At 61.5% G+C, this 18494-nt stretch carries 18 protein-coding genes; 8 read left to right on the plus strand and 10 right to left on the minus strand.

Annotation, left to right across the window (positions count from 1 at the left end):
* The first annotated feature begins 14 nt into the window (after nt 1–14).
* From plsX to AC13F2_RS13500, 4 genes are all read left to right on the plus strand, one after another.
* Nucleotides 15–1052 carry a phosphate acyltransferase PlsX gene (gene plsX, locus AC13F2_RS13485; RefSeq protein ID WP_103024810.1) on the plus strand — a complete coding sequence of 346 codons (1038 nt, stop codon included), beginning with the start codon at nt 15–17 and terminating at the stop codon, nt 1050–1052.
* Nucleotides 1049–2014, plus strand: coding sequence for a beta-ketoacyl-ACP synthase III (locus AC13F2_RS13490; protein WP_482965491.1), 966 nt, complete (start codon nt 1049–1051; stop codon nt 2012–2014). The genes plsX and AC13F2_RS13490 overlap by 4 nt, the downstream gene beginning before the upstream one ends.
* A gap of 129 nt (nt 2015–2143) precedes the next feature.
* Nucleotides 2144–2440, plus strand: coding sequence for an integration host factor subunit alpha (locus tag AC13F2_RS13495; protein ID WP_103024935.1), 297 nt, complete (start codon nt 2144–2146; stop codon nt 2438–2440).
* A 10-nt stretch (nt 2441–2450) separates the two neighbouring features.
* Nucleotides 2451–2819, plus strand: coding sequence for a MerR family transcriptional regulator (locus tag AC13F2_RS13500; RefSeq protein ID WP_482965492.1), 369 nt, complete (start codon nt 2451–2453; stop codon nt 2817–2819).
* 10 nt (nt 2820–2829) lie between these two features.
* Here the strand turns inward: AC13F2_RS13500 and AC13F2_RS13505 are convergent, their stop codons facing one another.
* Both AC13F2_RS13505 and AC13F2_RS13510 read right to left on the minus strand, forming a co-directional pair.
* Entirely contained in the window at nt 2830–2988 is a 159-nt protein-coding gene (locus AC13F2_RS13505) for a hypothetical protein (protein ID WP_482965493.1), read from the minus strand.
* Between the two features lie 578 nt (nt 2989–3566).
* Complete coding sequence (locus AC13F2_RS13510; protein ID WP_482965494.1) at nt 3567–4127, minus strand: hypothetical protein; 561 nt, start codon at nt 4125–4127, stop codon at nt 3567–3569.
* A gap of 812 nt (nt 4128–4939) precedes the next feature.
* Between AC13F2_RS13510 and AC13F2_RS13515 the strand changes: the two genes are divergently transcribed.
* Together AC13F2_RS13515 and AC13F2_RS13520 are read left to right on the plus strand one after the other, a co-directional pair.
* Nucleotides 4940–5971 carry a DUF6624 domain-containing protein gene (locus AC13F2_RS13515; RefSeq protein ID WP_482970472.1) on the plus strand — a complete coding sequence of 344 codons (1032 nt, stop codon included), beginning with the start codon at nt 4940–4942 and terminating at the stop codon, nt 5969–5971.
* A gap of 459 nt (nt 5972–6430) precedes the next feature.
* Nucleotides 6431–7153 (plus strand): hypothetical protein, encoded by a 723-nt coding sequence (locus AC13F2_RS13520; protein WP_482965496.1) that lies wholly within the window; start codon nt 6431–6433, stop codon nt 7151–7153.
* A gap of 415 nt (nt 7154–7568) precedes the next feature.
* Here the strand turns inward: AC13F2_RS13520 and AC13F2_RS13525 are convergent, their stop codons facing one another.
* From AC13F2_RS13525 to AC13F2_RS13555, 7 genes are all read right to left on the minus strand, one after another.
* The gene (locus AC13F2_RS13525) at nt 7569–8099 is read right to left on the minus strand and encodes a GNAT family N-acetyltransferase (RefSeq protein WP_482965497.1); all 531 of its coding nucleotides are present in this window, start codon (nt 8097–8099) and stop codon (nt 7569–7571) included.
* A gap of 119 nt (nt 8100–8218) precedes the next feature.
* Nucleotides 8219–8656, minus strand: coding sequence for a hypothetical protein (locus AC13F2_RS13530; RefSeq protein WP_482965498.1), 438 nt, complete (start codon nt 8654–8656; stop codon nt 8219–8221).
* Nucleotides 8657–8788: 132 nt separating this feature from the next.
* Nucleotides 8789–10162 (minus strand): M24 family metallopeptidase, encoded by a 1374-nt coding sequence (locus AC13F2_RS13535; RefSeq protein WP_482965499.1) that lies wholly within the window; start codon nt 10160–10162, stop codon nt 8789–8791.
* A 33-nt stretch (nt 10163–10195) separates the two neighbouring features.
* The gene (locus tag AC13F2_RS13540; protein ID WP_482965500.1) at nt 10196–13618 is read right to left on the minus strand and encodes an AAA family ATPase; all 3423 of its coding nucleotides are present in this window, start codon (nt 13616–13618) and stop codon (nt 10196–10198) included.
* 27 nt (nt 13619–13645) lie between these two features.
* Nucleotides 13646–14386: a thioredoxin domain-containing protein gene (locus tag AC13F2_RS13545; RefSeq protein WP_221597689.1), complete on the minus strand. Its 741-nt coding sequence runs from the start codon at nt 14384–14386 to the stop codon at nt 13646–13648.
* A gap of 110 nt (nt 14387–14496) precedes the next feature.
* Nucleotides 14497–15201 carry a thioredoxin domain-containing protein gene (locus AC13F2_RS13550; protein WP_482965501.1) on the minus strand — a complete coding sequence of 235 codons (705 nt, stop codon included), beginning with the start codon at nt 15199–15201 and terminating at the stop codon, nt 14497–14499.
* Entirely contained in the window at nt 15198–15728 is a 531-nt protein-coding gene (locus AC13F2_RS13555) for a DUF721 domain-containing protein (RefSeq protein ID WP_234003093.1), read from the minus strand. Before AC13F2_RS13555 ends, AC13F2_RS13550 begins: the two co-directional genes overlap by 4 nt.
* Before the next feature lie 29 nt (nt 15729–15757).
* Here AC13F2_RS13555 and mutY point away from each other — a divergent pair, with 29 nt between their 5' ends.
* The gene (gene mutY, locus AC13F2_RS13560; protein ID WP_482965502.1) at nt 15758–16780 is read left to right on the plus strand and encodes an A/G-specific adenine glycosylase; all 1023 of its coding nucleotides are present in this window, start codon (nt 15758–15760) and stop codon (nt 16778–16780) included.
* Here the strand turns inward: mutY and AC13F2_RS13565 are convergent.
* A complete protein-coding gene (locus tag AC13F2_RS13565) occupies nt 16777–16998 on the minus strand; it encodes a hypothetical protein (protein WP_103023102.1) in 222 nt (73 codons plus the stop codon). The genes mutY and AC13F2_RS13565 overlap by 4 nt on opposite strands.
* 111 nt (nt 16999–17109) lie before the next feature.
* Here AC13F2_RS13565 and AC13F2_RS13570 point away from each other — a divergent pair, with 111 nt between their 5' ends.
* Nucleotides 17110–18420, plus strand: coding sequence for a serine hydrolase domain-containing protein (locus AC13F2_RS13570; protein WP_196848124.1), 1311 nt, complete (start codon nt 17110–17112; stop codon nt 18418–18420).
* Nucleotides 18421–18494 lie beyond the last annotated feature (74 nt).

The following is an 18494-nucleotide window of genomic DNA, read 5'->3' on the forward strand; positions in this document are numbered from 1 at the left end:
GCCGGAGAATCCGCATGAGTCTGCCGCGTATCGCCGTTGATGCGATGGGCGGTGATGAAGGCGTGCGCGTCATGGTCGAAGGGGCTGCGCTTGCGCGGCGCCGCCATGACAAGTTCAAGTTCTTGCTGGTGGGTGACGAAACGCGGATCAAGGCCGCGCTCGAATCCCATCCCGGCATGGCTGGGGCCTCCGAGATCCTGCACAGCGACGACGTGGTCGGCGGCGACGAGCTGCCGAGCCGCGCCTTGCGCCGCGCAAAGACCACCAGCATGGGTCTGGCGGTCAATGCCGTGAAGCAGGGCGATGCCGGTGCTGCGGTCAGTGCCGGCAATACCGGCGCGCTGATGGCGATGAGCAAGCTTGCGCTGCGCACCATGCCCGGTCTTGATCGGCCGGCGCTTGCCGCGCTGCTCCCGACGCTTACCGACAATGATGTGGTCATGCTGGACCTTGGCGCCAATCGCGAATGCGATGCGCGCAATCTGGTCCAGTTCGCCATCATGGGTGCTGCCTATGCCCGCGTCGTTACAGGACGGGAACGGCCGCGCACGCGCCTGCTCAATATCGGTACCGAAGAAACCAAGGGCACCGAAGATATCCAGGCCGCCGCCGAAGCGCTGCGCGCCGCGACCGGTCTTGCCATGGACTTCGAAGGCTATGTCGAAGCCGACAAGATCAATCGCGGCGAATGCGACGTGGTGGTGTGTGACGGTTTTTCCGGCAATATCGCTCTCAAGGCCATCGAAGGGGCGGCACGGTTCGTGACCGATCTGCTGCGCCAGGCATTCACTTCCAGCGTGCGTTCCAAGATCGGCTTCCTCGTTTCGCGCCCTGCCACCGAATTGCTGCGCCACCATCTCGATCCCAACAATCATAATGGCGCGGTCTTCCTCGGCCTCAACGGTGTGGTGGTGAAAAGCCACGGCAGCGCCAATGCCAAGGGCGTCGCCAACGCTGTCGAGGTCGCTGCCCGGCTGCTGGAGGACGACATTACCAACCGCATCAAACACGATCTTGCCGCAGTCGGTACAGAAGGATTGGCAGCCAAGTGATCCGCTCCGTAATCACGGGAACCGGCTCGGCGCTGCCGGCCAATTGCGTCAGCAATGCCGATCTGGCTGAACGTGTGGATACCAGCGACGACTGGATCGTCGAGCGGACGGGTATCCGCCAACGCTATATCGCTGGCGAAGGCGAAACCACCTCCACCCTCGCTATCGACGCATCGCGCAAGGCCCTTGCTGCGGCAGGGGTCGATGCTGACGAAATCGGCCTGATCATTCTGGCCACGGCCACGCCCGACCATACCTTTCCCGCCACGGCCACGCAGGTTCAGGCGGCGCTGGGTTGCGGCGGCGGTGTCGCTTTCGACGTCCAGGCCGTGTGTTCGGGCTTCCTTTACGCGCTGGCCACAGCCGATTCGCTGCTGCGGACCGGCATGGCGAAGAAGGCGCTGGTGATCGGGTCCGAAACTTTCAGCCGCATTCTCGACTGGGATGATCGCACGACCTGCGTACTCTTCGGCGATGGCGCGGGCGCAATCGTGCTCGAAGCGAAGGACGTGGCCGAAGACGGCCCCGGCATCCTCGCCAGCCGCCTCCATGCAGAAGGCGCGCATAAGGACATGCTCTATGTCGACGGCGGACCGTCCACCACGGGCACAGTCGGCAAGCTGCGCATGAAGGGCCGCGAGGTTTTCCGCCACGCCGTGGTCAATCTGGCGGACGTGCTGCGCGAAGTGCTCGAAGAAACCGGTATGAATGCCGCGGACATCGACTGGGTGGTGCCGCATCAGGCCAATGCCCGCATTCTCGATGCCACCGCGCGCAAACTCGATTTGCCATCCGAAAAGGTGGTCGTCACCGTCGATCGTCATGCCAACACCTCGGCCGCGTCCGTCCCGCTGGCGCTCGACACGGCCGTGCAGGATGGCCGTATCAAACAGGGCGATCTCGTCATGTTCGAAGCGATGGGTGGCGGCTTCACATGGGGCGCATCGCTCGCACGTATGTAGGTGCGGCCAAAAATACGCCGAGCCGATTTGCCAGAACTGCGGCAAACCTCTATATTGCTTGGCGAAGTTTGAATTTGGGTCGCATTCTCGCTCAGGGTCGCATCTGGGGGGAAAGAAAGAATGAATATTATGCGTTCCGTAGGCACACTGACACGGGCCGACCTCGCTGAAACCATCAACCGCAAGATGGGTCTCAGCCGCGCTGAATCGCTCGACATGGTCGAAGCGATCCTGGCCAAGATCTGCGATGCTTTGTCCGATGGCGAAAACGTGAAGATCTCCGGTTTCGGCAGCTTCGTCCTGCGCGACAAGTCGGAGCGGGTCGGCCGCAATCCCAAGACCGGGGTCGAAGTGCCGATTACGCCGCGCCGCGTGATGACCTTCCGCGCCAGTCAGCTCCTGAAAGAGCGGATCGCGAACGGCTGAGGATATCCGCATGGCGAGTTTCGACGACGGTAAGGACAGCGGCGCTCTGCGCACCATCGGCGAAGTCGCCAAGGCCACCGGCATCAAACCGCATGTGCTGCGTTATTGGGAACAGCAGTTCCCCTCGCTCAGGCCGCTCACCCGCAGCGGCGGGCGGCGCTATTACCGGCCCGAAGATATCGAACTGGTCGAACGCATCGAGCGACTCGTCAATCGCGAAGGCTATACGCTGAAAGGCGCGAAAGCCGCCTTGCGCGGCGCGTCCGATCAGCAGGCGGCACCGCCGGAAGCGGCAACGCCGGAATCGCCGCCAGCCGCTGACCTACTCCGCCAGCTCGAAGCAATCCGCAACGATCTCAAGGCAGCCCTCGCGGCCTGAAACCGATTTCTCACGGCTCCGGAGCGTAGGGCCGCGATGCCGTGGTTGCCGTGCCGAGGTAAAGTTGGCCCGAATAGGGGGCATCGGGATCCTCTTCGATAACCAGAGATGGCTCTGGAATTGCAACGAGCACTGCCGAGAGAACGGCGGAACAAAGATGCAAGTTCATGCACATTTTCGTCCGCTTGACAGCGAAGTGCTGTCGAGCACGCTGCCTGCTTTCCGCCTCAATTCACGACACTTTAGCATCGTGCCAAGAGCGGACAGTCAGGCAACGCCCCCATTGCGGACATTATCAATCACCGCACGATGCTGAGCGGCGTAGAGGTCAGGGCTGCAGTGAGGTTATCATGGGCGTTGGTTTATTTTTGCTCGGCTATTACGCCGCCGCCTTCCTGATAAGCTTTGTCGTCCAAGGTTTCCTAGCATCGACGCGCTGGAAATTGGTAGCTCTTGTTGCTCTATTACCGTGCATAGCGTTGCTCACAATTGGTTCTGGCTCGGTGCGACTCGCTGCTTTCGTCTTCGGGTTTAGTCTAACAGGCTCTGCTCTTGCGGCTCTTGCGGTCGCCGGCCTGAGATTGGTGAAAGCTCGGCTTGATTGATTATGATGGAAGTCCGCTAACCACCCATTGCAGACCTTCCCGGCCATTTCGCACAGCGCCTGATAGCCGACCGTTAGCTAATCGTGCACGTATGATAAAAGCGGACCTTCTGCGAACGCCCCCAACCTCTGACACTTTCGCGTCAGTCGAAATGGCAGGACCAATCGACCTTGCTTAGCCGCTGAAAGGACCTGATGTGTTCACCGGTGAGATCAAGCATTACATCCTGAGCGAAATACTCGGGGTTGCGCTCCGGCGATCGCACTATGGCGATCCCACCATCTGGAACGCCTTCGCGGTAGACAACCGCCTGAGGGGGTGTTCCTGCAAGTGTGTGCTCGTTTTGGTACGCAAAGGCTCGCTTTTCGCGATTTGAGATGGTGTTCATCACGACTGAACTCAATAACATCGCTAATACCATGGCCGTGATCGGCAGGATACGGCCAGCGAGCATTCTCAGGCGAGATGAGTGAAAATCGGGCTTGAAGAAAATCGTGGCGATGGCCGTACAGAACGCGACGAATATGATGATCGCCCAGCAAATATGCCAAAGGAAAAGTGCGCCAAAGTCCTCACGCGCCAGACTGCTGTCAGGTCCGAAAACGGTTGCCGCAGCAATATACACCGGACCGAACAGGATCAGCAGTCCAGCGGCCAATTTCTCATTGAAGGTCAATGCTTGAATAGCCTGCATGGTAGTCACGAGTATACAGCGCAGCTTGTTCCCGTGCCACCCGGACTTCCGCCAGAACGGACGATCGGCTTACGACCCCATTGCAGACATTGGGTATTTAGCTTAGCAATTCCACATGGACAGCTTCTACCTTTTCGAGAAGTTCGTGGGGATGCTGGGGTGAGGTGGCTCATTACTTGCGTCGTGGCACTAGTATCACCCTTATCCGCTTGCTCGAAGACGAGTGATTCCGACCGGTTGCCATACGGCACGAGGGAAAATGCAAGGCTGGCGGCTGAAGAGTGTGGGATCAAGACCTGGTACTGGGGAAAGGCAATCCCGATGCATGGTCCAAAGTCTGAGCACCCATCTTTTGCTTTTAATCCTGAGCTAGATTCGGATGGCAAATCTAATGAAGCTAATCTCAGCAAGATTTATGATTGCCTTGACGCCTCGTTCACGCGGCAGAAGGTGCGGATCAATTTAGCAGGTGCCGCCTAGCTGAAACCGGACATCACTTCGATCCTCCTCATAGGAGATTGTCAGCAACAGTAGTCCGCTTCCCACCCTAAATTTACACCTTTCCGACTACATGCGCAGCGCTTCAATGGCGACCGTCCGATATTCTAGCAACCGCGGCAAAAGCAGTCCTGCTGTTAAAGACCCCAATGCGAACGTTTGAGCACTGATCGCGCAGTTCCGAAACCGGACTTTCTTGGCGCAGCCAGCATAATGTTCTGCTTCACATCCGCGGCGACTACTTCCACCGCCGGTCTCATTCGTATACGCTGGGAAACTGCCGATCGCGTCTTCGTCCGCTTGGCCTATCGGAGGGAAAAGCTTTGGCGTTGCGACATCTCCTCTTCCTGCTTCCCGTCACGCTTCTATCCTTGGCCAGTGGTGCGCAAGCGGACGGTATCAAAGCGGATAATGACGCAGCTTTGCCCGAACTGCTCGAACCCCACGTATCGAGCGATCGCCCTACACTCGGCGATTATCGATGGATGCGCGGTGGCTTTCCACGAGCCGATGATCACCAGATAGCCGTTTGGAACGCCGCAAAAAACCACGGATACCAATGCTATCAGAGACATCTCGAAGCATGGCGCGCAAAGTTGCGGGAAATGGGTATCGATCCGATCGAGCAAGATTCCTATTCGATCATATATGACTGTAGCGCGTTCAACACGCTCCCTATTCCAGAAGGCACTTCGTGGGAGGACTTCGAGCGCAATATCGAGATGGCGCGTCCAATTGTGGACGGTATCGTGTATGCAAGTCAGTTCGTGCTGGACTCGGCCAAGGATGAGGACTTGTCATTGGCCGGTAAGTTGCGGTCCCGTTTTTTAGCCGATCAGATCATGCGCACCGCCTTGATAGCGTCCTTTCGCGGCACAGGTCTGTTTGCTGGCATCGAAGGCCTGCGGCGCCAGATCGCAAGTGACATGATCACTCAGCAAATGGCGAAGATCGACGCCGATAACACAGCGTTCCTTAAGGCTCTTGTCGCATCAGATGGCTGGCCAAAATCACGCGTTGTCGGGGAAGAGGCAGCGCACGATGCCTGGTTGCTTGTGCAACATGCGGATGCCGATCCACCGCTGCAACTCACTGCTCTTCGTCAGATGGAGACGCTACTACAGACCCAGAATGTCTCGGCAAAAGATTACGCCTATCTGTATGATCGCATCATGCTGAAACTCGTCGGGAGGCAGCGCTATGCGACCCAGTTCGAATGCAAAGACGGAACGCGTGTTCCCCAGCCTTTGGAAGCCGATATTGCATCCGCCGATAGTTATCGCGCCGCCGCCAAGATTGAGACTGTTGCCGAAAATGCTGCGCGGATGGAACGGACCTACGGAGCCTGCTCGTAGCCTTTGCAGTCAATAAACGATGCCGGTTCCCTGCGGATCGGGTAGCGCCTTGATCCTAAGTCCCCAATCCCGCCAGTCCGCTTACCACCCTAATTGCAGACCTTGCCGGCCACTTGCGCAGCGCGTGCAAGCCGTCCGACAGGAAATCAAGCAATTGTTACAAAAGCAGTCCGGCAGCTACCGACCTCGTTTTGTCGTAGCGTATCGCTTTTTTGTCCTAGGAAGCAGGCGCTCGTTCAGCTTAGCTGTGTCAACGAGCGGTGGCGCTGGTCCACTGCGGGGATCGATCGTCGGAAAGCCGTCGTATTTCGAGGGAATGGGGATTATTCCTACCGCCACGCATACGATCCAGGATGCTTCATGGCACAGTTGAAGGCAGTCTGAGTTGTCGGTTTAATCGCCAATTCAGGCGTGAAATAGCTCCGACATAGCGAAGCACCAATTTTGACGAATGGACTGATGTTGCGATTGACCTTTTTCAGCGCTGCCATGCCGGTGACGAGCTTATTTTTGGTGACCGGGTGTGTAGCTGTGCAGCCGTTGCAAAGCGTCGCTGCAGCAGGCAACGCGCTAGCAAACACAGTGACCGGGAGCGGAGAGAAGTCCGCCCTTACCGCTGTCGAGCTCCGGCAACTCCAAACCAGAGATCTCGGCATTAGCAAAGCTGCAGCCTTCGCCAGCGTGATGACAGTGTTACTAGATTCGGGCTATCGGGTGACCTCGGCAGACCTCGGCAGCGGCTTGATAACCGCCGCATCTTCGACCACGGGGCGGCTCAGACTAGACCCAACTGGCCTATCCAGAGCTAACCAAACCCCGGTAGCCTCCGCGTTCGTGGAGGAGCGATATGCGAATTTGACTCGGGTCAGGATCGTTTTTTCGATCGGCACCGCAGCAACAGGGCAGCTCGCAAGTTCAGGCGAGCGAGCTATACTGGAGCATGGTATCTACGACACCTTCTTCTCGCGGCTCGAAGAAGAAGTTGAGCTACGTCCTGCGGCTACCCCACCAGTTCCCGTGCAAATCGCTGCGCCCTCACCTGATGCAGATCTGAGCCTTGAGGTCGAAGCGTCGCGTGCGGACGAGGCAAGCCGTGCGGCAGAAGAGGAGGCAGAGAGGCAGGAAGCGCCGCAGGTAGATAATCAAATTCCGGAGGAATTACGCTCGCCCTCAGCTTTTTAAAGCTAGCGCGCCTTTCTTTATGGCCCTTGTGGTAGAATGTTGGAGTGGCCGTTGGGCGGTAATGGGGCTCAAGCATCTCTTGGGAATGCTCGTCGCATTAGGTTTAAGTAGAAACTATGCTGAGCAAATCGCTGTTGCAAAGACTGAGCCAGACAACCAGCACGGCGTTATAAGGGCGCGCTGCCACGCCGGACGCGTTCCTGCATTATGGCTGCTGACAAAGCCGCCTGTCGAGAAACCACCCCAATTGCTGCCGTTAGACTTCTAATTGACCAATCCCAAGACCAGTCTCTGTCACGTATGCCGATAACGCGTAGTTCGCTGAATCACATTTGACCGGCAGCCGTAAATCACGAACTGATCAGAATGTCCGCTGGTGCTATAATCGGTCGTTCAGCAAACGACCCCATTGCGGTCATTGGGCACCCGCGTGAGCTTGCCAGACGAGCCCCTGCCAAACTCCCCCTGAAGCCTTTTCAACAACGAAATCACGTTTCGGCATTCGACGTAGCTTGAGCCTCGACATTACAGCCTGTGATCTCAGGTTATCAGGACTCGTATACGTTAGAATCTCGCTCGGCCGAACGCGTGCTACAGCGTCGAGCAAAGCTGCCTGCGCGCTCTCGGTCGCGTAGCCATGGCCCCAAGCGTTCACCACAAGACGCCAGCCGATTTCAAAATGCGCGCCTAGAGGATGGGCCTCATCTAGACGATGCACCACTCCGGTGTAGCCCAGAAAACTTCCGTCCCTGTTCTCTATCGCCCAACGAGAAACTCCCTCTTCGATCCATCCAAGGCGATAGCGGTCGAACTTGGCATCGCTCTCTGTGGGATCGATGGGACCATTCTGATCCGCCATCACAACAGGGTCAGCATGCATGGCCGCGAAAGCCGCTCGGTGCTGTTCACCCCAGAGAACCAGCCTCAGATTACGAGTTTTGATCATGAGCAGGATAATGACGCCAGGACCGTCTGCTTTCCACCCCATCAGCGGCCTAAATGCCGACCGCAAAACATCCAAGAAACGGACCAGCCGCTAACGACCCAAAGCGGACTTAGGGCCCATTAGAAAAAGCGGCTGTCTTGCTCGTAGATGGCATCTACGATTGAAAAAACCTGTGGCGCGAGAGGGGTGCCGATCACGTCGCTTCTTCCCAGCGTGGTTGCTGCCAAGGTTCCATCTCCGATCGGCCTGCCTGCGGCGTCGATCACCATGAGGGATGGCGACCCATGCTCCTGATCTCGATGCAATAGCGACACGCCGCAACGTTCCTTGCTGGTTGTGCCATCGCCCCAGGGTCCAATCACCAAATCGAGATTAGCACCTTCATCATTCAGATGCCCAGCCGCCCAATGCATGAAATAGGCAGCAACCGTGGGGCCAGCTACTTCGTGAACAAAGCCCCAAACACTGCGGCTTTCGTTGCCACAACAATCGCATTTGCCACTGCTTTCGCCCGTGGCTTCGACCTCATAATTGCTGCTGGGGTGCTCGTCTCTCACGTCTCAGAACATACGAGTGCTTTCGGCAGTTAGCCACCCACAAGCAGCCGATAGCGACACTCCAAAATCCACCCAGCAGCGGCCCTTCAGCGATCCACGGTTCCTCGCCAACACCACGCCCTGCTCCTCGCATCACTCCGACGGGATCAGCGTAAGCTCCGTCTGTCTGCCATCCAGAAACCGCACCTTTTTCCCGTCGAACCAGGCGTCCTCCTCGGACCGGAAGTCCACCATTTGTCCGCCCCATTCGGGTACGGCGTTGTAGCTGGTCAGTTCGATCGACCAGGCGGTGTCGGGGCGCAGGGCGTATTCGCCGCGGGGATCGCCGTTCTGATTGTCCCAGAAACCGATGGGCGTTCCCGCGCCGTGTCCGTGATATCCGATTGGATGCGAATAGATCGACGGCATCAGTCCCTGCGCAATCGCCTTCGCGCGCGCGCGTGACAGGATCTCGTTTCCGCTCAGCCCGGTTTCGAACGATTCCAGCAGTGCATCCTGCACGCGGTTCGTCGCGGCAAGGCCGTCTGTCAGCCCTTGCGGGGCGGAGGTTTCGCCCGGTTTCAGCACATAGGCCAGATGCTGCGTATCGGTGTTCAGCCGCAGATAGGTAATGCCGAAGTCGGTCCACAGCAGATCGCCCGGCTGGATCACCGTGTCGCCGCGCAACATCTCTTCCGCGCCCTCGCGCTGGATGCCGGCCGACGGGTGGAACCAGGGCGTCAGGCCCAGCGAAGCCAGCGTATCGCGATACCACCATTCGACATCCGCCGCGGTGGTCGAGCCGGGCGTGATGACTTCGCGGGAAAAGGCGCGCGCGATCAGCGCATGCGCAATGCGGACAATGCCGGGATAGATTTCCATCTCTTCCGGAATGCGGTGCTCGAGCCAGCGTGTCGCCAGCGTTTCGCCCGACACGATGCGGTCGCGGTAGGTCTGCGGCAACGCCGCGCTCATCAGCCGGTACTGGCTCAGCGTCATCCCGTCGCCAAAGGCGCTGAGGTCGGAGAAGTTGATCGCGATCTTCTGCGGGTCGCGCTTGGCCACGATATCCGCGACCGCCTGCCACTGGTCGGGTTGCGTACCCGGCTCCCATGCCGCTTTGAACAGATCGCCAAGCCCGTATCGGCTCACCGTCAGCCGCTCCACCGGCTGGCCTTCGCCCGGATCGTAAAAGACCAGGATGGTGCGGCGCCGCGCACTCATGCTTTGCCCGTCCAGCATGGTCGCGATGACGGGCTCCTCGAAATATTCGCGCGCCATCAGCACCCACATGTCGATGCCCTCTTCGCGCATGATCTGCGGCACCACCGTGTCGAGCCGTTTGGCCAGGATGCGGTCGATGACCTCGGCACGCTCTCGCATCGACAGCAGTTCCGGCATGTCCGGAGCGGCCTGTTCGCTATCGCTCATGGCGATCTGCGGCGGCGCGGCGTCCTGCGCATGGGATGGCGATGCGGCAAGGGCGGCGCACAGCAGGGCGGCCCTGATCGGAAAACGCAGTAACATTGTCGGAAAAATTCTCCCCTCGGGCCGGCCAGCCTATTCCGCGGCCAGCAATTCCTCTGCCCCGCCAAGGTCCACACTGACGAGACGGCTGACGCCTTTTTCGATCATCGTCACCCCGAACAGGCGGTGCATCCTGCTCATGGTCACGGCGTTGTGCGTGACGATCAGATAACGGGTCTGCGTTTCGCGCACCATCGCGTCCAGCAGGTCGCAGAACCGGTCGATATTGGCATCGTCCAGTGGCGCGTCTACTTCGTCCAGCACGCAGATCGGTGCCGGGTTCGTCAGGAACAGGCCGAAGATCAGCGCGGTGGCGGTCAGCGCCTGTTCGCCGCCCGAAAGCAGGGTCAGCGATTGCAGTTTCTTGCCCGGCGGCTGGGCGAAGATTTCCAGCCCTGCTTCCAGCGGATCGTCGCTGTCGATCAGCGCAAGGTGTGCCTCGCCCCCTTCGAACAGCCGGTTGAACAGGCGCTGGAAGTGGTCGTTTACCTGCTCGAACGCCGTGCGCAGCCGCTCGCGCCCTTCGCGGTTGAGATTGCCGATCGATCCGCGCAACCGGCTGACCGCCTCGCGCAATTCCTCCTGATCGGCGGCATTGGTGCCATGCTCGCTCTCGATCCGCTCCAGCTCGTCCGCGGCGACGAGATTGACCGGGCCGATGCGCTCGCGGCTGGCGGTCAGGCGGTCCATCTCCTCGCTCTCGGCCTCGGCGGACCGGATGGCGTCCTCGTCGAATTCGAAGCGCTGGGGCAGCAGCGGGGGCGGGCACTGGAACCGTTCGCCCGAGATCCGCGTCATCTCGATCCGGCGGCTGTCCTGATTTTCCGCGCGGGCGGCAAGGCCAGCGCGGTTCTCGCGCGCATCGGCCAGCGCCTCGTTGGCTGCGGCAAAGGCGCGGTCGGCGTCCTGTGCGGCGCCGTCCGCCTCGGCCACCGCCTGTTCGGCTGCGGCGAGTTCGCGCGTCAGCCGCTCGCGGACCTGATCGCCCTGTTCGATCTCGCGTATCAGCCCTTCCGGCTTGGCGGCGACGATCGCGCGCTCTTCCTCGATTTCTTCCGCCCGGATTTCCATCTCGGACAGGCGCCGTGCGGCATCGCCGCTGCGGGCCTGCCAGTTCGCGATGTCGCTGCGCTGGGCCGATGCCCGCTCGCGCGCCACGGCGAGCGCCTGGTCGTGGGCGGCCAGTTCCGCCGCACGGGCCTGCAGGTTCGACCGGGATGCTTCGTTGCTGGCGCGCGCCGCTTCCAGCGATGCGCGACCGGCTGCGGGATCGGGCAGGGCATCGCGCTTGGCCTCGGCGGATGCGAGATCGGCCCTGGCCGAGGCGATCACCTCGCCATGCTCGGCCTCGCTGCGGTCGAGCTCCTCCAGCCGCGCCGCCAGTCTCTCGCGCGCGGCTTCGGCCTGATCCAGTGCGCGCAGCGCCTGTCGCTCGGCATCGGCGGCGCCGGCCAGTTCGCGTTCCGCCGCGATCAGATCCCGCTGAACGTTCACCAGCTGTTCGGCGGCCCGATCAAGCGTATGATTGGCATGCGTTGCAGCGTCTTGCAGGGCAGGCAGGCGCTGGTCGAGTTCGGCAAAGCGGTTCTCCGCTTCGAGCCGTGCGGCCTCCGCAGAACCTTCGCCGCGCACCACCAGACCGTCCCAGCGGCGCAATTGCCCCGCCATTGTCACCAGCGCGTGGCCCGGCTCAAGTGCCCTTCCATCGTCGTCTTGCGCGACATGCACAAGGGCCAGCAAAGCGCGTAATTCCGCGGGACAGGTCTGGACATGGGCCGACAGGCTGTCCTCCACGGGCGCGGGCGCATCGGCTCCGGTCCAGTACCGCCCCTCCGCATCGCCCTCCGGCACGCCCAGCAGCGCCTTGCCATCGCGGCCCAGCGCCGCGGCCACGGCCCGCTCGTATCCCTTGGTCGCCCGCACGCCATCGATCGCCTGCTGGCGACCGCTGCGCTTGGACATCGCCCGCTCGCGCGCCTCCCGGTCGCGCTTCAGCGCTTCCCATTCGCGCTGTACGCCGGACAGTTCGGCCCTGGCTTCGGCGAGGTGCGACGATGCCTCGTCGCGCTCGGCCTGTAGCTCCGCCTTACGCGCCTGCATGCCCTCCAGCTGTGCGCGAAGGCTCGCAAGCAATGACCCGGCGTCTTCGGCTGCGGCTTTGGCAGCATCGACATCGGCATCCGGATCTTCACCGGCCAGCGCGGCGCGCTGCTGCGCCATGCGGCGTGCCTCCGCTTCGGTCCGCTCGAGGCGGGCCTTCGCCTGGGCGATCTCGGCCTCCGCCACGCGCCACTCCGCCTCGACCCCGGCGTTGTCCGCTGTCGCCTTGGCCAGCGCGAGTTCGGCGGTGCGGCTGTCCCGCTCGGCCTGTTCCTGCGCGCGCTCGAGGGCAGGGCGGCGTTCCTCGTCCGTGGAGAGAGCCTTCTCGCTCTCGGCCAGATCGCGCTCCAGCTTCGAAAGCGCCTCGGCCGCATCCCGCGTCAACCGGTCTGCATCGCCCTTGTCGGCTTCGAGCCGCGCCTTCTGCCGGTCGAGATCGGCGAGCCGCTGCTCGGCCGCTTCGAGCTGGGTGCTCAGTGCCGCCATGCGGTGCCCGTGCGCGCTCGCATCGTCCCGGCGGTCCGCCTGTTCCTCGCGCGCTTCCGCCAGCGCTTCGGCCGCACTACGCTGCGCCTTCTGGGCCTCGTCCGCAGCTTTCTGCGTCTCACTTACCCTGGCTTCGGCAGCCGCCGCTGCTTTCTTCGCCTCTTCCGCAGCCGCCGCCGCGTCGCGCCAGCGGGCGAAAACCAGCCGCGCTTCGGCGGTCTTTATCTCGTCGGACAGCTTGCGATAGCGTTCCGCCTGCTTGGCCTGCCGCCGCAGCGAAGCGATCTGGCTGTCGAGCCCGGCCATGATGTCTTCGAGCCGTTCGAGGTTCGTTTCGGTTTGCCGCAGTTTGCTTTCGGCATCGCGCCGCCGCACGTGGAGGCCCGCGATGCCCGCGGCTTCTTCGAGCATCTGACGCCGTTCGGTGGGCCTGGCGGCGATGACCTGCGCGATCTTGCCTTGGCTGACGAGGGCAGGGCTGTGCGCGCCGGTGGCCGCATCCGCGAAGATCAGCGCCACGTCCTTTGCGCGCACGTCGCGCCCGTTCAGGCGATAGGCGCTGCCGACGCCGCGTTCGATCCGCCGGACGACTTCCATCTCGTCGCCGTCATCGTCCGCGCCGTTGAGAACGACTTCGGCGAAATCACGCTGCGGGCGGCTTTGCGTACCGGCGAAAATGACGTCTTCCATTCCGCCCGACCGCATGGATTTGGGCGAGTTTTCGCCCATCACCCAGCGGATCGCCTCGAGCAGGTTGGATTTGCCGCAACCGTTCGGGCCGACGACACCCGTCAGCCCCGGTTCGATATGCAAGGTGGAGGGCTCGACGAAGCTCTTGAAGCCACTCAGCTTGAGCTTCGAGATCTCCATTCCTGTCCCGGCCCCCCGTTGCCAGCTTTACCTGGCGCCGGCGCGCTGCAGTATCGGTTCAAGCCCGGCCCAGGTGTTGGCATCGACATCGCGGCCGTTCAGCTTGAAGGTCGGGGTGCCGGTAATGTCGAATTCGCTGCCGTAACGCTGGGTGAAGTTCGCCTGTTCTTCCAGCTTGGCGGTATCGGCCAGGCACTGACGTCCCTGATCTTCGCTAATCCCGCGTGCGGCGAAAAAGTCGAGATAGCCCATCTGTTCCGCGGCCACCACGAAGCGTTCCTGCATCGGGCGCTGCATCGCTGCTTCGAAAGCGGCCTGATTGGTCTGGATCGGCTGCATGATAGTTTCGTAATTCATCCAGACCTGGTCCGAAAGCGGCAGGACCGCTTCTACGGGGCCGCATTGGGTCAGCCGGCCTAGCAGCAGGTCGAGCGGGCCATGGATGGCGTATTGGCGCAGTTCGAAGCTGACGACGCCGCTGTCGATATATTCCATCAAGGGCTCGCTGCCTTCCACCGCGAACCGTGCGCAGGTCGGGCAGGTGAGCGAGCCGTATTCCATCAATTTGAGCGGGGCGTCGGGATTGCCGACGAGTACGCCGCCATCGTCGGTCATGACTGCCGTGCTGCGCCATTCCGTACCTGCGGGTGCGGGGATGGCGGCAATGGCATCGCCCTTGATTTCACCGGTTTCCTCTGCACCCGACCCGCAGGCGGCCAGCGCCAGGGCAAGCGGAGCGGCAAGGGCGAAACGCAAGGTCTTGGTCATGAAAATCCTCGTATCTATGCTGGGGAGGCTATGCCGGGGGATGTCCCCAAGGAAAGGCGCTATTGTGCGTATCCACAGGGCTTTCCCCCGAAAAACGGGTTAACTGGTCTTCAGATTGCGTCCTTGAGACGTTTCTCGAGCGAAGGCCAGTCATGCGCTTCGAGCAGCTTGCCATCGAGTACGAAGCTGGGCGTGCCCGTAAGCTGGTACTTCGCAACATCGGCTGCCGAAGTATCGGCCAGAGCCTTCGCTTTCGCTTCATCGGACAGGCACCGGTCGAGATCGGCCCGGCGGTAGCCACGGGTTTCCATTATTTCGTAGAAATCGAGGTCGCTGGCGATCGCCTGGAACCGCGCCGAATTCGTGCCGAACTGCCAGCGCGAACGCTGCGCCTGCGTCGCATTGCGCGCCTTGTCCATCCATTCGTCGAAACGATACATGATCGCTTCGTGATTGCCGCCGAACTTCTTTTCATCGCCGCAGTGGGTCAGCAACGCGGCGGTCAGATCGACGGGGTCGCGGATCAAGTGGCGGACTTCATAGCTGATCTTGCCGGTGGGAACGTAGGACAGCTTGATTGCCGCATCGCCCTTGCGCGCGAATTCCGCGCAGTGAGAGCAGGTGTAGCTCATGAATTCGATCAGCTTCTTTTCGGCTTCCGGGTTGCCGAAAAGATGCCCGCCATCGGATGCCTGCAGCATACCGGCCCAGTTGCCGCCGGGCTTCATCAAGCGTTCCTGCGCATTTGCGCCAAGAGCCAGCGTGCTCGCAACGACCAGCGCGAGCGCTGCCATGGCCAACGATTTGATTTTCACTTTATGTCATCCCCGTCTTCTCGAGACCCCATGCTGCGCGCCAGCGATTCCAGCACCGTACGCAATTCCGGGTCTCCGATATCGCGCAGACTGTCACCCAATTCCATCGGAATCGGTTTGAGCGAAGGCGGCGCTTTCTGCGCCTCTCTTCCCGGTGGTGGCTTAACCTCGCCTTGCCGCAGCTTGATCCGGGCGACGGCACGATATCCGAAGAACCGGTTCACCCGTTCGATTATTTCCGGAATGACCTGCTGGACCAGCGGCGCATGTGCAGGTTTGACCACCAGATGCATGATGCCTTCGGATTTCTCGCCCGGCGGGAAACGGATCATTTCGGGTGTGCATGTCCGGGCGTGTATTTCGCCTACGATTTCAGGCCAGCGGCTGACGACCGAGCTCTGGACGAAGCCGTAACGGCGAAACGCGCTGCGCCCGATCTGCGGCATGAGGTCGCTGATAGGCTTGGCTACGCCGCCGCGTGGACGCCGGTAGTGTTTCGCCTCGGATTTCGTCTTGTCGCTTCCCATGTCGCCTGGCTCCATGCCATAGGCAAGCGGTGGCCGCCACTGTCTCTGACAATTTGCTCGACTGGTATGACGCGCATGCCCGCGAACTGCCGTGGCGCGCACAGCCGGGAACGCCTCCGCCGGAACCGTACAGCGTCTGGTTGTCGGAAGTCATGCTCCAGCAGACCACGGTCGCCGCGGTGAAACCCTATTTCGAAGCGTTTCTCGCGCGCTGGCCCAATGTGGAGGCGCTTGCGGCAGCGCCCGAGGAAGACGTCATGGCGGCGTGGGCGGGGCTGGGCTATTACTCGCGGGCCCGAAATCTGGTGAAATGCGCGCGGGCTGTGGCCGAACTGGGGCACTTTCCCGAAACGGAAAGCGACCTTCGCAGATTGCCGGGCCTCGGGGCCTATACCGCTGCGGCAATCGCAGCGATCGCATTTGAAAAACGTGCCGTGGTGGTCGATGCCAATGTCGAGCGCGTCGTCGCGCGACTGTTCGCTATCGAGGAACCGCTGCCGGCCGCCCGCAAGGCCATTCGCATAGCAGCCGATGCCATCACACCCGATATGCGTGCCGGCGACTTTGCGCAGGCCATGATGGACCTCGGCGCGACGATCTGCACCGCGCGCGATCCCAGATGCCTCCTGTGTCCCTTGTCGAACGCCTGCAAGGCAAGGGCCGAGGGCGATCCGGGACGATTGCCGGTCAGGGCCCCGAAGAAGGCGAAACCGGTGCGACAGGGGCAGGCCTACTGGATGGAAAACGATGGGGCCGTGTGGCTCGTCAGGCGTCCCGGCACCGGCATTCTCGGCGGCATGCGCGCCTTGCCTGACGATGGCTGGAACGCCCGCTCCAGCGGTTCGATGCAAACGCCATCACCGGGGATATGGGAGAGCGCCGGCGTCGTGCGCCACACCTTCACCCATTTCTCGCTCGAGCTGACGGTCCTCACCAGCCTCGGGGCGAGCCGACCTGACGGCCAGGGCGAATGGTGGCCGATCGACAGCCTCGACGAAGCAGGTCTGCCGACCTTGTTTGCCAAGGCTGCCCGGTTGGCGCAGTCGGGTTAGATAAGCCCGCCGCCAAGCGACAGCCGGATCGCCGCAATCAGCAGGACGATGAGGCAGAAATTCCGTCCCCCGTTGCTCGACGAAAACTGGCCAAGCACCACGCCGATCACGATCAGCGGCAGTGCGAACCAGTTGGCCCAGCCGAGAAGAGGAATAGTCGCCGGAATGACGACGACGAGGGACACGAGTCCGAACAGGATTGAGAGAAGGTTCAGCATGTGTTCGGTATGGGTAAAGCACCGGGGCAATGCAACAGTTTCAATTCGCAATTGACGGCCCTGCGCCGCTCACGCACAAACCTTCGTAAACAGAGTATCGGAGAGAGACGAATGGCCTATCGCGAGTTCGACACCCCCAGCATGTCCCGCCGCGCGCTGCTGCGCGGGGGCGCCTGGCTTACCGCAGGGGCGGCGCTGGCGGGTGCTCCGATGGGCCGCATGGCTTTCGCTCGCGAAGCTGCTGCGGACTGGAAGAACGTCAGCGCGATGGTCCAGAAATACGTGACCGAACGCAAGGTGGCGAACATGGTCGCGACACTTGGATGGGGCGACAAGGAGCCTCTCTATATCGCTCGCGGCACGTTGGCATTGGGCGGAACGGTCAAGGCCGATGCCGACAGTCTCTATCGGATCTATTCCATGACCAAGCCGATCACCGGCATGGCAGCGATGATCCTCATTGACGAAGGCAAACTCGGGCTCGATCAGCCGATCGCGGAACTGCTCCCGGCCTATTCCAACATGATGGTGCAGAAGACCTATGACGGCTCCATCACCGACGTGGTCCCGGCCGAACGCCCGATCACGGTGCGCCAGCTCCTCACCCACACTGCAGGTCTGGGCTACAACATCGTGCAGAAAGGCCCGATCGCGGCGGCCTATACCGAACAGGGCCTGATCCCGGGTCAGGTCAGCCGTCTTCCGCTTCCCGGCCTCGGTCGCGCGACGGCAGTAAAGGGACTGGATGTCTTCGCGGACCGGCTGGCCAAGATGCCGCTGGTGCTGCAGCCGGGTTCGAAATGGAGCTATTCTGTCGGGCTCGATCTGATGGGGCGCGTCATCGAAGTGGCATCGGGCATGAAGTTCGATGAATTCCTGCGCACGCGGATTTTCGAACCCACCGGCATGACCAGTACCTGGTTCACCGTGCCGGAAAGCGAAATCGGCCGTCTGACGACGAATTATGGGATCATGAACGGCTCGCCGCTGCCGATGGACCCGGCGCGGGCGTCGATCTTCCTCGACAAACCGCCATTCCCGTTCGGTGGCGCCGGGCTGGTATCGAGCCCGCGCGATTACGATCGTTTCCTGGAAATGCTGCTGGGATACGGCGTCATCGACGGACGGCGCGTGATGAGCGAAAAGGCCGTGAAGCTTGGCACCTCGGACCTTCTTCCGGAAACCGCCACGACCAAGGGTACGTGGATCGAAGGCCAGGGCTTCGGCGCGGGCGGGCGCGTAAGCGACGGCGCCTACGGCTGGGGCGGGGCTGCCGGTACGGTCGCCCTGGTAAGCTACAAGGTCGGCCTGCGCGCCAATCTGATGACGCAGTACATGCCGTCCGAAGCCTACCCGGTCCACGACGCTTTTCCAAAGGCGGTGCTGGAAGACCTTGCCGTCATGCAGGGAGCGAAGAGCTAACCCGTGCTCTCCTTCACTGGCTCGCGCCTCGACCGCGCCGACCATGTCCGCGCCGATCCGGAACGGCTTAGCGG

The sequence above is a fragment of the Qipengyuania sp. L-5Y genome, from assembly GCF_056859455.1.